We start from the raw sequence: 22,974 nt of genomic DNA, 5'->3' as shown, positions 1-22,974 counted from the left end.
GCTTTTACCCTTCGTCTGCCGATTTTGAGAATCGTGGGCAAAATTGCGATCGCTTACGTAAATAGCGAATGCAGATATAACCTGACTATACCTAAAGCTAAGGAACTAAGCTTAATGTCTTTATGAATACGAATGCGAGGTGCTGAAAATAGTACCTCGCAATCTATCTTTGCTGTTTAGTTATGGAAGAGTTTCAATCACCATCAAGCAACGACAAAATTGTTGTTGGTTAGTGACAATCCAGCAGATAATTGGGCAAATTTTACCTGAGTAAACGCAGATGCACTGCCATCTTGGTCAAAGAACAGTCCACCTGTAGAAAAATCATAGATAAATCGTTGATTGCTTGTCGTTGCAGATGTTCCGACGATAAACTGACTTTGCTGAAGTGTACCTATTGATAACCCGCCACCAAAATCAGCAGCCGATACCTGAATCCGGTCATTAGTTACGTTGAAGTCATAAAGACGATCGACACCTTGATTGAAGCCATTGAAAACAAAGGTATCAATACCATCATTTCCATAGAGGCTATCATTACCAAAACCACCTGTCAGAATATCATTTCCATTGCCACCTTTGAGGGTGTCATTTCCATTGCCACCACTAAGGGTATTAGTGCCTAATGCGCCAAATGCAGAGATGTAATCATTATCATCACCCCCCAAGAGTAGGTTATTGCCTGTTGAATAATCAACAATCAATTTATCAGCACCAGCGCCACCATTGAGGGTGTTATTGCCTGATGTCCTGCGATAAACTCCTTGTTCGTCGCCAGAATTGTCGTATTTGTAGCCAGAGGCTGAAAGATAATCATTGCCATTATCTCCATTGAGTAGATTATCGCCCGTTGAATAATCAACATTCAAATTATCGTCACCAGCGCCACCGTTAAGGGTGTTATTTCCAGTAGTGTTATAAAAAGCTCCTCCGAAGCCGCGGCCGTAGCTAGAACCGGAGAGAGAATCATTGCCATCTCCGCCAGAAAGTAGATTAGCGCCTCGTGAATAGTCAACATTTAAGTAATCGCTACCAGCGCCACCGTTAAGGGTGTTATTCCCTGAAGTGTTATCAAACCTATAGCCCTCAAATTCTGAGGCAAAGAGAGAGTCATTGCCATCGCCACCAGACAGCAGATTATTGCCTGTTGAAATATTAGCACTCAAGTAATCGTTACCAGCACCACCATTGAGGGTGTTATTACCAGAGGAAAGATTGACAGAGAGATAATCGTTATTATCACCACCATCCAGGAAGTTCTTACCTGTTGAAAGTAAGGCACTCAAGGTATCGTCACCAACCCCACCCTTGAGGGTGTTATTGCCAGACACTCTAGGGTCGTAGTAGCTACTAGAGGCAGAGAGATAATCATTGCCATTGGAACCATCCAGTAAGTTATCGCCTGCGGAACCGTCAGCACTCAAGCTATCGTTACCAGCGCCACCGTTGAGGGTGTTATTACCAGACACCACATTACCTTCGTAGTCACCTAATGCCGAGAGAGTATCATTGCCATCGCCACCAGACAAGAGATTATTGCCTGGTGAAGAGTCAACATTCAAGTTATCGTCACCAGCACCACCGTTGAGGATGTTGTTCCCTGCACCACCCCGTAGCAAGTCATTATCAGCACCACCGTCGAGAGAGTCATTGCCAGTATCACCAACAAGGGTGTCGCTACCCGCACCACCAATGAGAGTATCATTTCCCGTACCACCCCTCAGCAAGTCGTTGCCACTCTTGCCGTCGATGCGGTCATTCCCGCCCTGACCATTGATGACATCATTTGAGTTATCTAAACCTGTAATGTTGTTGTCGAGGTCATTGAGGAAAGTCACCGTGTTCTTGTTGAACACGCTAGTTTCAGTGGAGTTGGCATCAAAGACATCAAAACTATCGGTGATGCTAGTTTGCCCATCAAATAGGATATTACCAATAGCTGCTCTGTTTCCAGAAGCTTTTAGATTTTCCAAGTTTTCTAACTTAAAGTTTTTTAGGATGACTTTGTGATTAGCCTCCCCTTCAAAAGTGATTTCCAGATTGCTGCCATTCTGGGTAAGTAGCAGATTTTGGGCAGTAAAATTAGCACCTTGGAATTTGATGGTATCTACTTCGGCAATAACTCCTAGTGTTGGGTTGCTTCCTTTACCCACACCACCGAAATCGGTGATGGTGTCAGTGTCATCGGCGTAGTTACTGTAGTTGTAAACAAATTGATCCTTGCCGCCACCACCAGTTACGGTGTCGTTGCCCTGGTTAGGTGTAATGGTATCGTTGCCTGCAAGACCATTGATTGTATCCGATAATTCGCTGCCCACGAGAGTATCATTACCCTTGGTTCCAAAGATATTTGTCATAACTTTTACCTAATTAAATCAATTTTTTCAGTAACGTTTAAGTTTTCAGCGCTGAGTTAATACTGTTTTAGAACACAAGAACTTACCGAAACTTGACACTTCCGGCATACTTTTATGTCCCTCAAAAGGGACAGTAATTTTTCTCAAAAATCTCCTCTTTTTACCAGCTTGCAATCAATTAGTGCCTGCCTAAGTAGCAAAGCCTCATACGCTGTATAATTTTAATGCAGCATAAAGTAACTGAGGTGGGTCGTTTCAGGTTTTTATAAGCATCCTTGATTGAATAGCAATTGAGCAAAAAGCGTCACAAAATCAAGCTTAAATGCCTGAACTTCAAACTCCGTAACTTAATTGTTTTGTCAATGCGTAAGTCCTAGTGTCTTTAAAGTAGGGAACAGTTGACTCTATGATAAGGAAAGAGATTTTCCTCACCTCATTCTGAGCTATTGCCCTTGGATTGGCTAACTTAAAATAGGGAACATTTAAATAACCTGATATTAACTTAATACTGAATATTTACTTAGATGTCTATACTTAAATGGCTATCTTTGTATACTCTTTATATTATCTGCCCTAAAATGTATTTGCTAAGGGATTCTCTTATTGTGTTCTTCACATTTTGAGATTTTATATAGGAATCCGCTTTGATTTTTGTTCGCGTGGCGTGGCGTAGCCATGTAGCCATACTTACTTGCGTGGGAAGGGAAGAGGCAGGCAATAAGCAAGAGGCAATAGGAAAGAAGGCTTTTTGAGTTGTACGGAGTTTTTCAAAAATCAAATATGACCTATAGTAGCCAAAGAGGTCTTTGAGGCGTACTCTTTTGGAGAAGCAAGCTACTACAGGAGAAGGCTGGGTTCCACCAACTTTGGATATGCTTTAAGTACTGGTAAAATAAATACATATTTTGCTTTTCGATCGCAGCAATGCCTGCGGTGGTCACTGAACGCAGCCGTACCACTTCCCTACGGGACGCTACGCGAACGTCGAAGCAAGCTACGCGCAGCGTCTCGTAGAGAAGTGCGAGCTACGCCTGGCAATTGATTATATATGTGCAATGATTGCGATCGCTTACCAAAATTACAAACGCAGAGATGCTCAAATATCCAGCCTGAGTGGATTGCTCAGTGTAGCAATTGTGCGAAGCAAGACTTTCGAACGCACAATTGCTGTAAGTTAAACAAAGTTAGGCGATCGCGGTTTCATGAGTAGCAACTTTGCTAAACTGATTTACCTGACGTTCTTGGCACTACTTCTGACTAATGGTTTCTGGTGTGATGGCTGCATATTGTTCGCTACTCAGCATCGCTTCTTTGATATTGATTGGTTTAGGAATCACTTTTTCTGTGGCAAACAAATCTGCAATTTTCTGTTGATTTTCCATGATTTCTGGCGTAATGGGTCTTAAGCCATAAGTTCGCCTTCCAATCATTGTTGCTAAAATATCTTCATCAATTTTGAGATGAGGAATAGTCAGCTTTACAACTTCTGCTCGGTTTTTTTCACCCCATTGACCTGTGTTATCTACCTCTTCAAGAACTAATCGTACTAATTTTGGATTTTCTGTGGCAAATTTTCGCGCAGCCATGTAATATCCGCCCTGAGTAGAAATGCCGCTAGCATCTCTCAAAACACGAGCATTTGCTTTTTTTTGTGCCACAGCTAAATAAGGGTCCCAAGTTACCCAGGCATCTATTTTTCCTTGAATAAAAGCATCACGGGCTTCTGAAGGAGGGAGGCTAATGGCTTGAATATCACTATATTTCAAACCAGCTTCTTCTAAAGCTTTGATTAATAAGTAATGGGAAGCAGAACCTTTTTGAAAAACTACTTTTTTACCTTTAAGATCGGCTAAAGTGCGAATTGGCGAATTATTTTGGACGATAATTCCACTTCCTTTACCTGTGCTGGGTTTATTACTAGCAATATATACTAAAGATGTACCAGCAGCTTGGGCAAATATCGGTGGAGTTTCGCCTACAGAACCAATATCAACCCTACCTACATTCATCGCTTCCATCAGTTGCGGTCCGGCAGCAAATTGCGCCCATTCGACAGAAATGCCTAAAGGCTGTAAACGCTTTTCTATCAATCCTTTAAGTCTGACTATATCCCCTGAGCTTTGATATCCCATACGGACAGTTTTAGTTTTAAAGCTAGTGGTTTCATTTCCTGCATTTGGGGTTGTGACTGAACAACTAACTAAGGTAGTTGAGATTGTTAATAATCCAGGTAATAGAAATAGTGAAAAACGCTGAAAAATATTAACTCGTGGCTGTTTGAAGGCGGTAATCATGGACGTGATACTTTGTTTTTATTTGGCTAATAGTTACCGATGCTCAGTAGAGGCGTATCTGTATATTGGTGTCAACTTAAACGCCAATCCTTTTAAAACTTCATTTCCTGCCAGAGGCTAGAAATATTCCTCATTGATTGGGCATTCTGAAACGAGACTGAACACCTGTGACATCTGTTCGCCTCTACTGCGTATTGCTCTTAATGTAAGTTCAATGAAACTTTTCCAGACTCGAACTAAAGTTCAAGTTTCTCTCCGATTCGGAGAGGGACGGTTTTGTGTGCTAAAATCTCTCAGAAGTTTTTTGACTCAGATTGTTAGGCGAACACCACATAAAGCCGTCAAACATACATTACTCTTAACCCAAAGATTTAAACTTTTTGAAGCTGAAGGTTCTTTTGGAAAAGTTCTTGAACGTTTTTCCAAGCATCGGCAGCAGCTTCGGCATTGTAGCTAGAGCGATGGTTGCAGAAAAAGCCATGTCCTGCACCAGAATAGCGAAATATAGCATGGGTAATCTGATTTTTCTTCAATTCAGCCTCAATCTGTTCCGTTTGCTCTAACGGAATTCCTTGATCGTCAAGGCCAAAGAAGGCGTAAATGGGACCCTTGATATCAGGAGTGCGGGTGATGGTTGGTTCTCCACCGCCGGGAGTTGAGTTGGGAATACCGCCACCATAGAAGGAAGCTGTAACTTTAATATCTGGTAAAGTGGCAGCTAGATAAACTACGTGACCACCAAAGCAGAAACCAATAGAGCCGATCGCATCTCCTTGCACATTTGGTAAGTTTTTTAAATAAGCGATCGCAGCCTTAATATCACTCAATATTTCCTCGGCTGTTGTCTGTTCCTTATACCCTCTTCCTTGCTGGACATCTTCAGGGGTGTATCCACCCTCAAAACCAGGAGCAGTGCGTTGAAATAAAGTCGGTGCGTAGGCGTAGCCCGTCGTAGACATCGCAACATAGCCTTCTTTGGCAAATTTCTCAGCAACTTCTCGAATGTGAATGTTAACCCCAAAAATTTCCTGAATCACGATAACGGCTGGGAAGGTTCCTTTTTGTGCCGGTTCCGCTAAGTAAGCATCGATTTGCAAATCCCCGTTAGGGACTTTAACTTGAGTGGTGCGAATTTCTGTGTTTGTCATCTTAGGGATTAGCCTGTAATTACTTTGAGAACGAAATGGTTTGTGGTAAGTTTTGTACAAAAATACTTAAACTTTACCGACTTACCGTAGTTTATAGAGTAGTATTTCATAAACAATGTTCAAAGGCAAGTCCTTATTTAAGAAGGAAATAGCTTACCGGGAATCTGACTTTTCACGGCATCTGGAAAACCTCTCTCTAAATCTCTCTCCTTTTAGGAGAGAGACTTTGAATTTTCCCCCTTCCTACGTCGGGGGATTAGGGGGTAAGGTTTTTGGTGGACTTTTCCACATAACGTGAAAAGTCAGACCGGGAATAAGGAATAACTTTTTTCTGTCCCCTAAATTCTGAGAGATCCCAACAGGAGAGTGAAAATGGCGCTCAAAGCAGTTCATCATATTCAGGCAACTTATTCTCTTGAGGTAGAGGATGCAATGCTATCTTTCTACAGCAGAATTTTGGGATTAACTGAAATTCCCAGACCTGATGCGGTCAAAAACGATTCAGGAGCCTGGTATCAGGTGGGAAACATTGAATTGCACGTTAGTAGAGAGAAAAATGCCAATAACCAACTATCTAGAAGACATTTTTGTTTCCAAGTCGATGACTTGAACACCTTTGAAAACCACCTAAAAGAGTATGGAGTAGAAATTATTCCCGATCAACGACCACTACCAGGATGTGTGCGGTTTTTCATCCGCGATCCTGGTGGAAATCGTATAGAGATCGCAGAGTTCGTCAAGTCGCTTTGCTCCAATTAAAAATTAAAAATTATTAATTAAAAATTGCAATCAGTGGTGGGTACAAGCCCCCACTGATTGTAGACCACTGAATCCTTGATATTATGCCTAAAATTTATTGATGAATAGCGATCGCTTGTTTGTTGTTTAATAGCTGTGAAGCTTGAATTTGCGATCGCCCCTGAAGTTATAAAAGTCTATTTACCAGAGGGAAGCTTTAGTTCTGTGTCTACTTTGTTCCCTATTTCTATAACATTTAAGTTGAATTTGGTTAATGTTGACATAAGTTCTATTTTATGAATTTATTGCCTCTTCGACTTCTTCGCAAATTTTCACCCAAGCTTGGTTACGTTCTCCCTTACTTAGACTGTCGAGGGGTTTATTTGAAGGGTGAGCAGCTTGGTATTTTTCGATCTCGGTTTTTCTATATGAGCTTGCACTAATTGGAATCCAGATAATTGTTAATCCCTCTTGTTCGGCTGCGTTGAGTAAGGGGGGAAGTTCATGTCTGTCGATGAAATCAGAGGCTATAAAGTTAGGGCTGACTAGCAGGATAGCAATCTTAGCCGTGGCTAATGCTTTTTCAATCTCGGCTTTCCATTCTGCGCCAGGTTTGATTTTGGTGTCATCCCAAACGATCAAACCTTCTGCACGAATATAGGGTTTTAGTTGTTTTTGCAGTTCTGCTAACCATTTTGCATCTTGATGACTGTAGCTAACAAATATTTGGTTTCTGATACTTTCGGACATAATTTTTTCCTTAATGGGGAATGGTTCAATAATTCCTTTGTCTATTTGTTGTCTTTGTCGAGTTCTTATATCTTCATACCCATCAAGTAGTTGACGCAAATCGAGTTTTAATTTTAGTTTGCCGATGATGACTGTACTTTCACCCATTGATTCGAGTCCGAGGAGTTCTTGGTAGTCGAGGGGTGGATGTTTGGGATGGTTGGGGACGGGAACCCATTCGGTGATTTCGAGATTGGGGAGACTTTTGTGGATTTTTTGGAAGACATCGCGGAGGATGCCGAGAAATAAGCGGCGGGTTTCTTGGCGTTCGCTAATAGTGATGAAGATTTTTTTGTCTTCGGGATCGGCTTTGATCCGAGCAATGTTGTAGATTTCGTTGTTTTCTTGATATTGCAGCATTACGCCACTGCGCCAATAGATTTGGTTATGAATTTTTTCGTGGGTTTTGACGATGAAGCGGGAGATGATGCTTTCGGGGAGAACTTTGTAATGGTATTGAAATTCCAGGGTTTCGCCGTGGAGTTCTGTTTTGTCTGGTTGGTCTTTAGGCAGAAGTCCCGCAATCAGAAATTGTGGTGGCTGACATTCTAGTGCAAAGCCAAGCTCGAATTCCTTCATTAGTTCGATCAGATAACCATGACGTTCGGTCGGGTAGCGCTCTGAATTGAGGATGCGGGTGAGATCGGCAGGGGTGAAAATACCTTTGGTTTTAGTTTTAAGGGTTTCATCGCTCAGGAGCGCGTAAATGCCTTCTGTCACCCAGTTGGGTTTGAGGACGTTGGTATTTTTGAGGATGGGATGCTCGCGGAAGTTGAGAACTAAGCCAAGCCGATGGAGGAGATCGATGAGTTGATCTTGGTTTTGTTCTTCAGGAATTTTGTTTTCGTGGCAGATGCCGATGTAGCGGTTGTAGCTGATGAAGTCTTGGGGCATGGATTCGAGTTGTTGTTTAACCTCAAACCATGTCAGGGGTAGAAGATCGTAGACTTCTTTGAGGTTGCCGACTTGCTGGAAAATGGCGGTGCGAAGTTCATCAATGCCGATATTATCTTGGCAGGAGGTTTCGATAATCTCTTGGATGTTAGGATATTTTTCGCGTAATGCCTTGCGGTTTATGTCCAAGGGTTGTTCGTCTTTTTTGTTGCCAACGATAATCACGGGGGACTCTCCGCCGAAGCTTTCGATTAGTTTCAGCCAATATTCGATGCGGTTTTCTTCTTCGCTGGTGCGACAATTACAGACTAAGAGATAGAGGCTGCGCTTAGTTAGAAAAAACTGATGAGTGGCATGATAAATTTCCTGTCCGCCAAAGTCCCAAACATTCAGGCGGATGTCTTTGCTATTGACCTGCACGTTCCAAGTTTCTACATTGAGTCCGTCGGTTTGGGGTTGTTTCTCATCATATTCATTGCGGATTAGTCGCTTGATGAGAGATGTTTTGCCGACGCTGCCTTGTCCGATGAGCAAGAGTTTGGCTTCGTTGAGTGGACGCACTTCACCGCTACGGAGTAATTGCAAGTAATTGAAAATATCTTCAACTGAACCAACATCATCAGAAGATCCTAAAATCTCTGGTGAAATAGGAAGCGGATTTCCCCGTAAATCTAGTTTTTCCAATTTCGACAAACTTTCAATCGCCTCTGGAATCTCGGTAATTTGGTTGCCACTGAGGTCAAGCTGCGTCAAATTGGTTAACTTAGCGATCGCCCCTGGAATCTGGGTTATTTGGTTGGAACTGAAGTAAAGCTGTGTCAGATTGGTTAAATTAGCGAGCGCCTCTGGAATCTGGGTTATTTGGTTACTACTGAGGTGAAGTTCTGTCAGATTGGTTAAATTAGCGATCACCTTTGGAATCTGGGTTATTTGGTTGAATCTGAGGTCAAGCCGCGTCAGATTGGTTAATTTAGCGAGCGTCTCTGGAATCTCGGCAATTTGGTTGGAAAAGAGGACAAGTTGGATCAGATTGGTTAAATTAGCGAGCGTCTCTGGAATCTCGGCAATTTGGTTGGAAAAGAGGACAAGTTGGATCAGATTGGTTAAATTAGCGAGCGCCTCTGGTATCTCAGTAATTTGGTTGCTATAGAGGTAAAGCCGCGTCAGATTGGGTAAATTAGCGAGCGCCTCTGGAATCTCGGTAATTTGGTTGCCACTGAGGTAAAGCTGCGTCAGATTGGTTAAATTAGCGAGCGCCTCTGGTATCTCAGTAATTTGGTTGCTACTGAGGTGAAGCTGCATCAGATTGGTTAAATTAGCGAGCGCCTCTGGTATCTCAGTAATTTGGTTGTCACTGAGGTAAAGCAGCTTCAGATTGGTTAATTGTGCGATCGCCTCTGGTATCTTAGTAATTTGGTTGCTACTGAGGTCAAGCACCGTCAGATTGGTTGATTGCGTGATCGCCTCTGGAATCTCGGTTATTTTGTTGTCACTGAGGTCAAGCAGCGTCAGATTGGTTAATTGCGCGATCGCCTCTGGTATCTCAGTAATTTGATTGCCACTGAGGTAAAGCAGCGTCAGATTGGTTAATTTAGCGATCACCTCTGGAATCTGGGTTATTTGGTTGGAACTGAGGTTAAGTCGCGTCAGATTGGTTAAATTAGCGATCGCCTCTGGAATCTGGGTTATTTTGTTGTCACTGAAGATAAGCACAGTCAGATTGCTTAATTTAGCGATCGCCTCTGGAATCTGGGTTATTTGGTTGTAACTGAGGATAAGCTGCGTCAGATTGGTTAAATTAGCGATCGCATCAGGTATTTCAGTTAGCTCTACTCGAATTAAGATAAGTTCCTCTAAATGCAGTATTTGCGTTACCACATCGGGAATGCTCTCTAAAGGATTGCCACTAATATCCAACTTACGCAAATTAGGCAAACCCAATAGTTCCAGTGGAAGCGTTTTTAAATTGTTGCCCGAAACCTTTTCGAGAAAGTGGTCTCCTACTCGTTCATAACCTTCAACCTTCTTTCCCAAAATCAAAGACTCAAGCTGCTGCAACTTACCAATTTCCACAGGTAACTCAGTCAACTCTTGCCCCGACAAGTCTAACTCTCGCCAACCCTCAGCCACGGCACGATCTATCAGTTGCAATAACTCTTTCTGCGTCATAATTCCAAGGAGAAGGGTAAAAGGAAAGAAGATTGATGAAGATTATCTTAACTGATTAGGGAAAAATGCTAGATTATCATTTTTTGGCGATCGGGCATTGAGATGTGGCGATCGCATATCATATATTTAAATCTGGTTTATAGCTATATCTGTACAGAGTAGGCAGGACTTTTTTATATGTTTATACTTTATCTTCAGTAAAAAATGTATTTTTTACTGAAGATAATTATTAGCGATCGCGCTGCATTTCGACGTTGATTAGACTGTTTTGTAACTGCCTAGTTATTTATGCTTTTTGACTTAGTACAGGAATTTCAATACAAAATTCTGTGCCTTTCCCCGGCTCAGATACAAAAGAGAGAGTCCCACCATGTTTTTCCTCAATAATTTGCCGACTTATAGATAAACCTAACCCTGTGCCTTTTCCTACAGGTTTGGTAGTAAACATTGGTTCAGATAACCGTTGTTTGACTTCTTCTGTCATGCCGATGCCATTATCAGCAATTTTAATTACTACAACTGAGCCTTGTTTATGTAGAGCAGTGCGAATCGTGATTTTTCCGTTGTCTTCTACCGATAACAAATGAACACTACTTGATGCAATTTTGGAAAAGTTTGTGTTAGTAATAAATGACTCCTCTATAGCATCTATTGCATTAGCAAGGAGATTCATAAAAACTTGATTCAGTGGGCCTGGAAAACATTCTACAGGTGGCAAAGTTCCATAATGTTTAATAATCTGAATTTCGGAACGTTCTGAATTCGCTTTTAAGCGATATTGTAAAATTAATAGCGTGCTATCAATACCTTCATGAATATCTATAGGTTGTACAACTGAATCATCCCGACGTGAAAAATGCCTAAGCGAATGAATCATCTGTGCTAGGCGCTTTGTTCCTTTGTACATAGACGACATAATTTGCGGAGAATCTTGCATTAAGAAATCAAGATCAATTTCATCTATTTTTTGCTGAATTTCTACTTCGGGATTAGGATAATATTGTTGATAAAGTTGAAACAAATCAATAAAGTTTTGGGTATATTCAGAGGCGTGATTAAGATTTCCTAAAATGAAGTTGACTGGATTGTTAATTTCATGAGCAATTCCAGCAACTAACTCACCAAGGGTTGACATCTTTTCTTGCTGTAGCAGACGAACCTGAGCTTGTTGAAAATTATGAAGTGCTTGAGATAGTTGAAAAGTACGTTCTTCTACCCTTTGCTCTAACTCCTGAGTCAGCTTTTGTAACTTGGTTTCGACTGCAAGACGGTCGGCTATTTCTTGTTGAAGTTGCTGATTATGAGTTTGCAGTTGCTTAGTTAGATTACGGATTTGTAGATGTGTCTTGATACGAGCTAGTACTTCTTCATGCTCAAACGGTTTAGTAATGTAATCCACTGCTCCCAAACTCAAACCCTTTACTTTATCGACAGTTTCAGAAAGAGCTGTCATAAAAATTATGGGGATATCACAGGTTACAGGATTTGACTTTAAACGCTGGCAGGCTGTAAATCCGTCAATTCCAGGCATCATTACATCTAAAAGTATGATATCAGGACAAGCGTATTCAGCTTGAGCGATCGCACCTTCACCATTTACAGCAATCAATATCTCCCAACCTGTATCCATTAATGTTTCAGATAGTACTTCCAAATTATTGGGATTATCATCCACAATCAAAATTACCCCTGTCTCCAGAACAGGTATATTCATTGTTCTTCTCCTCGATATTGTTGGATAAATTCCCTAATTTTTTCAATTTGAAAGCTTTTAGCAAGTTGCTCTAATTGTTCGGCAAATAGTATAAATTTATCATCCAAAAGTTTCAACTTTTGGGCTTGCTCTCGAATGCCTTTGATATTACCTCTCATCGCCAACTCAAATAGTTTCTCGATTTCTTCAGGTGGTGGAGAAATTAAGCAAGTGTCTGATACCAGAGAATCAGCAGAAGTAACTTTTAGATTTTGGTTTTCCTTAACTCCTTCTTGACTCTGGATAACATCATAAATCCATTCAAATTGCAAGTGTTTCTGTAACTTCTGAAACAATTCATTTGCTTGCACTGGTTTAGGCAGAAAATCGTTGCCACCTCCCTCTAAACTCTCATGCTGGTCAGATTCAAATACACTGGCAGATGAAACAATTATTGGTAAATTCTCAAATGGCAACACACGCAACTGACGGATCATTTCTAAGCCATTCATGACTGGCATCGACAAGTCAGTGATAATTAAATCAGGTTTTAACTCGACTGCTTTATCTAAGCCGTCTTGACCATTAATTGCCTCCGTTATTTCAAAACCAAGATCCCCTAATAAATTGACAACAATAGAACGGTTTTCCAAATTATCATCTACAATCAAGATTTTTCGCTTATTGCCAGTAATCCCAACAATTGTACTTTCAGCAGTTACGACAGAGCTACTTGGGCTATGGATAGTATTTTGTGTTTCATTTACAGATTTCTCCGGTACAGTTTCATAAACCCATTCAAGTTGTAAATATTTTTCTAACTTCTGAAGTAAATCATCAGCGTGTACAGGTTTCGGTAGAAAATCGTCTGCACCAACTCCTAAACTTTTGTGTTGGTCAGATTCAAATACGCTGGCAGATGAAACTATGATGGTCAAATCCTGAAACTCTTGTTGCTGGCGGAGGCGACGCGTTAATTCAAAGCCATCCATTACGGGCATTGTTAAATCTGTAATGATTAAGTCCGGTAGAAATTGCATAGCTTTATCTAAGCCTTCTTGACCGTCACTGGCCTCTATAATTTCAAATCCAATTTCATCTAATAGATTCATCACAACAGAACGGTTTTCCCACCTATCATCTACAATCAAAATTCTGCGCTTACCAGTGGCGATTCCGACAATTTTGCCAGCAGAAATGACTCTAGCTGATTGCATCCAATCCACTGATTCTTGCAAATCCAAGTCAATCCAAAAAGTGCTGCCCTGACCTATTTCACTTTTTACTTGGATTGTACTATCCATTAGTTGCACAATTCGCTGACTAATAGCTAAACCTAATCCAGTACCTTCTGATTGCTTTTTAACTTCTCCGACTTGCTCAAATGGTAAGAATATTTTCGCTACCTGTTCTTGACTCATGCCAATTCCTGTATCGATGATTTGAAACCGAATTTTATGAATTGGTTTTTGGTTACTTTCATTGGTTAACAATTGGTCTACAGAGCTAATAGTAAATCTCACTCCTCCTTTTTCGGTAAATTTAATGGCATTACCTAGTAGATTAATTAAGACCTGCCGCAATCGCTTTTCATCTGCCCAAACGCCAATAGGTAATTCTGAAGTTGGTTGGTAAATGAATGAAATGCCTTTTTGGTCAGCACGAATGCGACAAATTTCTACTACACTCTGGAGAAAAGCCGGAAAATGAAAGTCGCTTTTGTAAAGTTCCATTCTCTGGGCTTCTATTTTGGATAAATCTAGAATGTCGTTAATTAATGTTAATAGGTGTGAACCGCACTGGTGAATAATTCTTAAGCCGTCTTGCTGTTTATCAGTTAAAGTTTTATCTCGTTGGAGAATTTGAGCATAACCCAGGATACCGTTAAGAGGAGTTCGTAACTCATGGCTCATGTTAGCTAAGAACTCACTTTTGGCACGATTTGCTGTATCAGCAAGCTCTTTTTTTAACTCTAGAGAGCGATAGGACTCAGCTAGAGTGCCTGCCATTCGGTTAAAAGCTTCTGCGAGTTCTTGAATTTCGTCTTCGGTTTGAATATTCAGGCGGTATTCTAGATTTCCATCTCCAATTTTTGCTGCTCCCTGTTGTAGCTTTTGAATCGAGCGAATTACTGGTAAAAGGATCAGCAATAACTGACCTACAAAAACTACGAGAATGGACAAAAGCAGAATTTGTCTGGCAAGTTGAGTAGTCTGTTTAAAGTTATTAAACTCTTGCTTTGCGAAGCTATCCTGTTGCTGAAGCTTCTGGGTTAATAACTTTAAGTAAAGTTCAATATCCCGAGAAAAAGCATTAATGACTCGAAAATCCTGTTGAGATTCAGCTAATTCTAAGGGTTTCTCTGTGTTAGATTGATTAGTTAATTCGATTATTAGATTGGCAAGCAAGCTATGGCGATCGCTGATCTTGACTAACTCTGAATTTATCTCTGGCTTTAAATTTTTTAACTCAGCCAGATTTTTAGTAAATCCAGATAGAGCTTCCTGATATTTCACCAGATTGGAAGCATCGCGTCTGAGCAAGATCATGTCTTTCAGCGCGGCTACTTCGTTATTCAAAGAGACGTTTATTTGCAGAATAGTCGTCAAAGCCTGAGTATTTTTTGCCTGAGTATCCTGTGCTTTTTGTTCTGCTTGCCTGATAAAAAGGTCGCCTCCAATTTGGGTAGAGGCAACCAATCCCAGAACGATCGCAGACGATCCAATACATTTGGTCGTTATCCGCATATCTTGATTAGCCTCATTTGCTGGAAACTCGCTTTTGCAACTCTCTAACGATGTCGTAATCTCCGTCTTGCACCAAAGTATAGCCAACTCCAATACTGCCTGATGGGTCTACAAGATTCACTGGTGCGTCAATTAGGGCTTTTTTCAAAGCATCTTTCAATTCGACGGAAACTTTACTAGAAGCAGCAAGAGGTACGCTAGGAAGTGGAACAGATTCCCAGATAATTGTGTATTTTGTTGAGTCAATCTTCTTTTCTTTGACTTGCTCAGTATATGAACGCCGATCATCCGCGATCGCATCTACTTCCCCATTCACTAAAGCTTGCTTTGATTTATCATGGCTACCAGAGAAAACCACTTTCGCAAAGTCTCTTTCTGGATTGATACCAATTTGCTGAAAGTAAGCCATTGGTGCCACAAATCCAGAAGTCGATAACTTACTCACAAAAGCAAATCGCTTGCCCTTTAAGTCTTGTAGAGTTTTGATTCTACTATTTCTGCTGACAATAATTACAGATGTGTACCAAGGTCGTTTCGTCTCTTGATTAATTGGTGAAACGAGTGGCTCAATCTTCGGATCGCGAAGATGAGCTTCGATATAGCTACTGGGCCCAAGGTAGGCAAGATCAACTTTTCCTGTGACTAAGAAATCAACTGCTGTTGTGTAGTCCTTAGTAATTTCAAATTTAAAGGGTCGTTTTAGTGCCTTAGACAAATAGTCAGCCAAAGGTTGGAGTTTCTTTTCTTGTTCGGCTGAAACCTGCCAGGGAATCACCGCCATTGTAATGGTTCCTTGTTCTTCTCCAGCTTGACTGTTAGTGCTAGCAGGCGACTGAGCAGTGTTTGGTTGAGTTGCAGATGAACTTTCACGAGTTGGAGTACAGGCCATGCCAAATATGGCGATCGCTAATACTGAGGTAAAAAAAGCAGTCTTTCTACCAAGAATATTGGTTACAACTTTACAAAAAAGTTGCTGGTGCATGGTTTTTATCCTTTTGGAGCCTGTTCTCTTCAGAGAGGTTTCACATTTATTAATCCCAAAATGGTGTAAGTTCTCCCACTTGAAAAGTAAATAGCCATCATGAACTATATACACCAGAACAGATGAAAGAGGAATTGGGGATTATAGACTAGTATTTTTTACTCAGCACTGGCTACACGTCCCACAGCACTCAGTACCCAAATTAAATTAGCGATCACTCAGTGTTTTTCACACTACTGGGAAGTGGGGAAGTCATTATGCGATTCGGTTGGCAAATCGTCTTGATTCCTTGTCTCTGAAGGCGTTAATTATTCTTGCCATCTCAAAACAAGCAAACATAAAGTCAAGATTGCTGAATTATGGCTTCTGAATTCTTCTTCAATAAGATTGAGATCGCCTAATAGGAATTACTGTCTTAAGCAAATGTAACGTATACTATAATACAATTTTTAAAAATATAAGCCAACTTGAAACCCTTGTTTTGGATGGAACGTTGTAAGAGTTTGGTGAAAAACTTTGAGAGAACTTTAGGCCATGCCACTGCCAACCTCAATCTTTGTTTCATCAGGCTAATGCTCAAACGGCTGGCACATTTATAGATTCCAAATGGGTTCTATAGCAGTAAATAATAGCAATGAAATTCTCAATTGCCTGGTCATCTGTTTCAAGCAATTTATTAAAATTTCTAATAAAAGTAAACTTTTCATTTTAGGTGTTAGCTATTGAATTAGCATTGCTCATCGGACTTAACAATAAGCAATGCCATATTCTAACCTCACTTATCAGTCCGCACAGGCAACGGCATATCCAAAATCTCCATCAGCAAATCTAGACGAGAGGGGCGCGTCAGGAGTGGGACGATGTTCGGCAAACTGTAGTAGTCTCCTGCAAAAGTGAACGTATCTACAGGTGCTTGCTGCTGCTTCAATTGACTTTCCACCCAGTTGTAATGAGTACCCACACGGACAATCACCACATTGGGCATTATCGCCAACTCCCGGCAGTAGTTCTTGTAGACTTCACCGAAATAAGGAGCAGCATTTTCGCCCTCATCCGTCACCAAAATTATCTGGTCAACCACCTGCTTTTTCCGCCGCATTGCTTCCAATGCACAGCCGATGCTAGTACCACCGCCTGCATTGATGTGCTGGAAGGCACGCTCCCAGTCGGTCAACTCCTTGCCCTTTGCCGTAACAGCGTAAGGAATGGTGTCGAAGGCGTAGACAAACAGTTCTGCCTTAGTGATACCAGAGATGAGGGCAGCGAGTTGCTTACCGATCGCGATCGCATTTTCCATTGAACCAGACTTGTCTACTAATAAAGCAGTTGGACGAGCGATCGCACCACGCCGTTTCACCTGTTCATTTGTCACCTTTTCCAGTTGGGCAACGGTGTCTGCGTCAAAATCTCCTGCGTCTGTGGCAATCTGTGCTTTGAATGCTGAGACACGCCCACTCTTAGACGCTGCTTCTAGTTTGGAATCAATCAACTTCTTGACTTGTGGGTGATCCATTGCACCTCTAGTCTGGAGAGACTTGAGGTTGTTGATCGCTTCTTGAGGACTCATGCTGTTGATTAACGCCACCAATACAACTGGTGTAAGTTGCTTGATCGCACCAATTGCGATCGTGTAGGGAATGTTGAACTCCACAATCAGCCGTGCCTGCTCTGCGGCATTTTCAGCCTTCGCAAGCTGCTTCAGCACATTTGCTAAAGAACCCTCTGGAGGCGTATCGCCAAACAGAATCGCATTTGCCCGTTCATTTGGCTTGATATGCAGTGAAGCATATAAGTGCTTCATAGCCTTACGACCTCGCAAAGCGGCGCGATCGAACAGAGCCGGATTGCTCTCCCGTACTTTCAAGTAACGCCGTACCGCAGTCCGGGCGGAACGAGGCAGTTTATTCTGCTGCTGCTTCATGAAGTCCACCACACGAGCTACCTGATAGGGTGGAAACTCTTGCAGCATCATAAATCCAGCATCTCGGTGTTCAGTCAAATTGCTAGTTAACAAATGAGCAACAAATACTTCCTTGTGGTCGCGGACATCACCATGACGCTGATACCAAACTGCCAAATGTCCGTAGAATATGGGATCGAGTTCCACAATTAACTGATGAATTTCTGCGACTTGCTCAAGCTTGCGGTGAGGAGTTGTGAGCAAACTGTTGAGCATTTCCAAACGCAGGTCACGTTCTGCGGTATTCATTATGAACCTCCTCTAGTTGTGATGGATGAGGAGGCAGATGTTGCACGCGGGGCGATCAAGTCACCGCGCAAGTTGTAGAAGCATTGTGTATAACTTGTGCAGAGTTATGTAAGCTTCTGCGATCGGGGCACGGCAACAACTGCCAGTTTTGATGTAATGTATCGAAATCGTTGGTACTACTCCCTAAAAGTAGTAGCTGCATAAGCTGCCATCATATCTGCCGCTATTGCGACTACCAGTTTCTTTTGCTGGGGTATTGGCAATTATCTTCAGGCTCGATGTTGAAAGAATTAATCTTTTTCATCGGACTCACCTCCATATTGAAATGAAATAATATCGCTTCGTGCAAGTCGAAAAAGCTGTTGATTCACACACGGGATTTGAACCCGTAGTTGCTTGATCTTCAGTCAAGTGCCTTACCATTCGGCTAGTATGTAAGCTTTTTCAGTTAGGGCACGAAGTGAAAATTTTAGGTTTTAGAAAGTTGATTTAAAATAAATCGAATTTCTTTCTTGTTACACTGCTGTTTCCTAACAGCGTAAATCATTCGACCTCTATATGCCTCAGAACGATGAATTATACCTTTGACAGCATCCGTCACATAATGAATGGGTGGCGATGGCAAATCTTCAAAGGTAATGAAATACCAAATCTCGTTTAGCTTCTGGTATTGATGATAATTATCAATGATGACAATATCAGTTTGTTCCTGCTTTTGCTTTTGCTTTCGAGGCACTGTCTCGACTGCACAAAGAATTCCGGTTTCAGGATGAATATAGAAACGATCGCGATGGCTTGTATTTAGCTGATTTCGATACCCTTGATAAGGCTTGCTGTAAAAACCACCATCAATTATTTCCACATGCCGTTCAACGTAGTCCCACACATGACCGATAACATGCTGTCCTGCCATTGTGCTGGGATCTAGTCGTTGAAACAGTTGACTGTAAACGTCATTCCAAGGCTGTCCGACTTGCGATCGCAAAAACCGACGCAGAGGGCCGAGATGGTCTGAAAGATACTTAGATTTATTTATTGGTTTAATCAGGTAGGGATTCAACAATCCATCCTGAATTGCATCCTGGGTGATTTTGTATAATTGCTTCTTAAAGCCAGTCACCTTTTTGAGGCTAATTCTCCTGCCACCGCGAGGACGCTCAATCACAATCTCGCTCAAACGATGTTCGCTCATATCTCACGTTGTTTAAATGCAGTTTTTCTAATTGAGTTGTCATTAAACATGAGTTAGCTAACATCATTGAACTCACCTCTGTATTGAGTAAAGGTTATAGATAAATACAATTTAAATAATTGAAATTCCGCACAAGTTAGCAAAGCAGTTTTCACAATTGCCTATACCAATTTGGCTACGCTCCCATCAAAGGGAGCGACAGGAATCGTTCGCGTAGCGTTCCCGTAGGGTACCTGCGATCCGTTGCCGGATAGTGTGTAGACTTTACAAGTTAGGGCGCGGAATTAAGTCTTAAATCATTCCGTACAAGTTCAAGAAGCTTTTTACAGCTACGGCCGCTCTTACCAAATATTGGCAGTGGGCACGCACGCTAAATCTGCAAGAGACTTAGAAATCATGCTTCGCTTAGTCCGATCACTCGAACTTTACTACCTTAGGGCCGTTATCAATGTGTATGTATGCTTCTTCTGTTAGGGCACGGATGACTAGGAAATTTAACCATAGACAGCTTCAGGACGGACGATCAGATCGCCACTAGGACGGCGATCGATTACGTAAGCAGAAAGGCGATCGCTATTCACATCTAAATGTCGAGCAACGCGCTCTTTCACTGCCACATCATTCATCCCTGCTGCAATTCCCAATTGGGTTTTTGGGACATCAACAGAACGTCCTTCAAATCGAATATGAACCATTGCAATCACCTCTTGTTTTAATTACGAATTACGTTAGCGACGCAGGAGCGTCATTACGAATTCGTATTAGTGGATCTGATCGGGATTGAACCGATACCCTCCCTGTGAGAGTTACACTCACACCTCATGCGAGTTGAAAAAGCTGTGGTAACACCGCAGGAATTGAACCTGCACTTATCGTTAAGATACGATCGCTCTACCATTGAGCAAGTATGTAAGCTTTTTCTATTAGGGCACAAGTGACATCCGGGATCTCTACCGTTAGAGCTACAGACCCAAGCCTCTACACAACTTCAACCGCAGTCAAGTCTAGTGGAGCCGTCGGGAATTGAACCCGAATCCTGCAACCGTCCGTTTGTTGGCTTCGGAGCAGTCGAACACCAATCGCGGCCCCAAACAGTGGCATCTATGCAATTGTCTAGCTTGTGAGAGGTTTTAGTTTTGCCTTTGAGGAGGCTTTTCTTTTCATACTACAAATGTAATACGAACTCTACATAATGTCAAGGGGATACTACAAATTTTGTAGTCCAATGCGTGTTATTTAGATTCTCTCTTCTAAAAGCCTTACTCCCCTTCCCTACAAGGATGCAGCTGGCGAATAGGGGGTCTAACCCCTCAAGATAAACCAGTCTGACAATAACAGAGCAATAAGTAGGCAACCTCAAAAAGGTGTGATACCTACCGCACCTTTTTGAGCATGACAAATGAAGACCAAGGCACAAGCAAATTGTACTTGGACAGAAAGTTCTGATCAAAAACGGCTTCAAGATTTAAGTAAAATGAATATTTAATCTAGCAAATGAACTGATGCGAGTTCGAGCTTTAGTAACATGGTTAGACCAAGCAAAAAAGCGACTTAAATTAATAGCACAAGCAGTAGCAATATGTTGTAAATGTGTTTTCGCCAGTCCAAAATATCGCGTTCGCTGCTTTCCTCGGTGCTTAATCAGTTTTTTCTCTTGAAACCTAACCAGCATTAAATCTAACAACTTGTTCGCTAAACCATACTCGCATAATCTACTGCGAAACTCGCTCAATACACTACAGTCAAATCCTGAATCTGTTAGCTCTAAACCAAGTGCATATTTCCAATCTATTCGACTCCTTACTGCATCTGCCGCTTGTCTATCTGTTAACCCTTCGGCAAATTGCATAACTGTGATTAATGCCAGTTTCCCTGGAGACATTGCTGATTGTCCGCATCTGGCTGGGAATAGGATGGTAAACTCTCTATCTGCGTATAACACTCCTAATTCATCATACATTTTCATGTACATATTCCCTTTTGGGAATGACGCACACGCTATTTGTGCTGTTTGTTCTGGTATTTCCCATTGGTTTTTTGGATGCAGTGTCATATGCAGATACCACAAGTTACTCTACTTTTTGTATCTTCTGACCTGCTGCTCTAAGCCATATTAGGGGGTAAGACCCCCTATTCGCCAGCTGTATCCTACAAGGGAAGGGGCTGGGGGTTAGGTCTTTTTTAAATAGTCTACTCAACTGAAAATCGCTGTATTGCGAAATTAACTGCGGTTATCTATCTGAGCGCGTTGTAAACTTCCAGAGAAGTCAACATAAACACTTTTCCATTCTGTGAAAACATCCAAAGCAGTAGTTCCAGCTTCGCGGTGTCCGTTACCTGTTTGTTTTACACCACCAAATGGCAAGTGTACCTCTGCGCCGATAGTAGGGCCATTAATATAGGTGATACCTGCCTCAATGTCGCGCATAGCAGTAAAAGCCCGGTTGATGTCGCGGGTGTAAACTGAAGAAGAAAGACCATAATTGCTATCGTTGAGAATTGCGATCGCTTCCTCAAAGGAACTAACCTCAATTAATGCCACTACTGGCCCAAATATCTCTTCACGCGCGACGCGCATATCAGGAGTTACACGATCCAAAATAGTTGGTTGAAAGAAGTAACCGTTTTTCAATGAGCCTTCACTGGCAATTTCCCCACCAATTAAAACCTTTGCTCCTTCCTCACGGGCTATATCCAAATACTTGCTTACCTGTTGAAGTTGCTTTTCATTGATAATCGGGCCAATATCTGTGTCGGTATCATTGCCAGCACCCAAGCGCAACTTACTGGTACGCTCATAGAGCATGGTGGTAAATTTTTCTTTGATATCACGATGCAAAATCAGGCGGCTGGTAGCCGTACACCGTTGACCAGTTGTTCCAAAAGCACCCCACACTGCACCATCTAAGGCAAGTTCCAAATCTGCATCTTCCATCACTATTTGGGCATTTTTACCACCCATTTCCAAACAGACACGCTTGTGAGTGCGTCCGCAAGTAGCGCCAACAAAAGCACCCGTTTCTGAAGAACCAGTAAACGATACCAAATCTACATTGGGATGCTCAACTAAAGCTTTCCCCGCTTCTTCTCCTACACCATGCACCAAGTTAATTACTCCTGGTGGCAAACCTGCTTGTTGGAAAATTTCAATCAATTTAGTTGCACAGGCGGAGGTATCTTCGGCAGGTTTAAGGATGACTGTATTGCCACATACCAAAGCTGGCATAGCTTTCCAGCAAGGAATTGCCACAGGAAAATTCCAGGGAGTAATTAACGCACAAACTCCGATAGGCATTCGCACAGTCATGGCGAATTTATTAGACATTTCCGATGGTGTAGTTTGCCCGAATAGTCGCCGTCCTTCGCCAGCACTGTAAAAGGCACAGTCAATACCTTCTTGCACATCGCCCCTAGCTTCTGTCAGAGGTTTACCCATTTCCCGACTGATTAACTGGGCAAGTTCTTCTTTATGCTGGAGTAATATTTCCCCGACGCGAAAGATGTATTCTGCCCTAGCTGGGGCCGGGACTGTGCGCCAACTGCGGTAGGCTTTACGGGCAGAGGCTACTGCTGTATCTACATCATTAACTTGGGAACGGGGGTATGTGGCAACGATTTCGGTTTTGTCCGCAGGGTTGCGACTTTCTAAAGTTGCTTCTCCTACAGCATTCAACCATTGACCATTGATGTAATTGCGGCAAGATAGCGGAGTTGTCATCTTAAAAATCCCCGGCTGACGATCGAGTAAACTTGTGTACTAAG

General features: G+C 41.9%; 11 protein-coding genes, 2 tRNA genes and 2 pseudogenes. 1 reads left to right on the top strand and 14 read right to left on the bottom strand.

Annotated features, from left to right (window positions below):
- Positions 1–203: 203 nt before the first annotated feature.
- The 3 genes and pseudogenes from NPUN_RS06200 to NPUN_RS06190 form a co-directional block, all read right to left on the bottom strand.
- Positions 204–2,357 (bottom strand): annotated as a pseudogene (locus tag NPUN_RS06200) (hypothetical protein); the annotation flags it as partial.
- Between the two features lie 1,247 nt (positions 2,358–3,604).
- Positions 3,605–4,651 (bottom strand): sulfonate ABC transporter substrate-binding protein, encoded by a 1,047-nt coding sequence (locus tag NPUN_RS06195; protein WP_012407961.1) that lies wholly within the window; start codon positions 4,649–4,651, stop codon positions 3,605–3,607.
- 371 nt (positions 4,652–5,022) lie between these two features.
- Entirely contained in the window at positions 5,023–5,799 is a 777-nt protein-coding gene (locus tag NPUN_RS06190; RefSeq protein WP_012407960.1) for a dienelactone hydrolase family protein, read from the bottom strand.
- A gap of 372 nt (positions 5,800–6,171) precedes the next feature.
- On the opposite strand from NPUN_RS06190, the gene NPUN_RS06185 reads away from it, so the two are divergent.
- On the top strand, positions 6,172–6,558 hold the full coding sequence (locus NPUN_RS06185) for a VOC family protein (protein WP_012407959.1): 387 nt from the start codon (positions 6,172–6,174) through the stop codon (positions 6,556–6,558).
- A 273-nt stretch (positions 6,559–6,831) separates the two neighbouring features.
- Here the strand turns inward: NPUN_RS06185 and NPUN_RS06180 are convergent, their stop codons facing one another.
- From NPUN_RS06180 to NPUN_RS06130, 11 genes and pseudogenes are all read right to left on the bottom strand, one after another.
- Entirely contained in the window at positions 6,832–10,389 is a 3,558-nt protein-coding gene (locus tag NPUN_RS06180) for a leucine-rich repeat domain-containing protein (protein WP_012407958.1), read from the bottom strand.
- A gap of 286 nt (positions 10,390–10,675) precedes the next feature.
- Entirely contained in the window at positions 10,676–12,103 is a 1,428-nt protein-coding gene (locus tag NPUN_RS06175) for a hybrid sensor histidine kinase/response regulator (protein WP_012407957.1), read from the bottom strand.
- Positions 12,100–14,829, bottom strand: coding sequence for a response regulator (locus tag NPUN_RS06170; RefSeq protein WP_012407956.1), 2,730 nt, complete (start codon positions 14,827–14,829; stop codon positions 12,100–12,102). The genes NPUN_RS06175 and NPUN_RS06170 overlap by 4 nt, the downstream gene beginning before the upstream one ends.
- A 13-nt stretch (positions 14,830–14,842) precedes the next feature.
- Positions 14,843–15,811 (bottom strand): phosphate/phosphite/phosphonate ABC transporter substrate-binding protein, encoded by a 969-nt coding sequence (locus tag NPUN_RS06165; RefSeq protein WP_012407955.1) that lies wholly within the window; start codon positions 15,809–15,811, stop codon positions 14,843–14,845.
- 775 nt (positions 15,812–16,586) lie between these two features.
- Complete coding sequence (locus NPUN_RS06160) at positions 16,587–18,020, bottom strand: vWA domain-containing protein (protein ID WP_012407954.1); 1,434 nt, start codon at positions 18,018–18,020, stop codon at positions 16,587–16,589.
- A 368-nt stretch (positions 18,021–18,388) separates the two neighbouring features.
- Positions 18,389–18,457 (bottom strand) — tRNA-Phe (locus NPUN_RS06155).
- 32 nt (positions 18,458–18,489) lie between these two features.
- Positions 18,490–19,212: a hypothetical protein gene (locus NPUN_RS06150; RefSeq protein WP_012407953.1), complete on the bottom strand. Its 723-nt coding sequence runs from the start codon at positions 19,210–19,212 to the stop codon at positions 18,490–18,492.
- A gap of 494 nt (positions 19,213–19,706) precedes the next feature.
- The gene (locus tag NPUN_RS06145; RefSeq protein ID WP_012407952.1) at positions 19,707–19,907 is read right to left on the bottom strand and encodes a hypothetical protein; all 201 of its coding nucleotides are present in this window, start codon (positions 19,905–19,907) and stop codon (positions 19,707–19,709) included.
- 145 nt (positions 19,908–20,052) lie between these two features.
- Positions 20,053–20,122: transfer RNA gene (locus tag NPUN_RS06140), tRNA-OTHER, on the bottom strand.
- 705 nt (positions 20,123–20,827) lie between these two features.
- Positions 20,828–21,265: pseudogene (locus NPUN_RS06135) on the bottom strand (transposase); the annotation flags it as partial.
- Between the two features lie 168 nt (positions 21,266–21,433).
- Entirely contained in the window at positions 21,434–22,930 is a 1,497-nt protein-coding gene (locus tag NPUN_RS06130) for an aldehyde dehydrogenase family protein (protein ID WP_012407951.1), read from the bottom strand.
- Positions 22,931–22,974 lie beyond the last annotated feature (44 nt).

The organism is Nostoc punctiforme PCC 73102 (assembly GCF_000020025.1).
In the GTDB taxonomy this organism is placed as follows: Bacteria; Cyanobacteriota; Cyanobacteriia; order Cyanobacteriales; family Nostocaceae; genus Nostoc; species Nostoc punctiforme.
The sequence above is the reverse complement of the archived record's forward strand: the minus strand, read 5'-3'. Positions and strand labels throughout refer to the sequence as shown.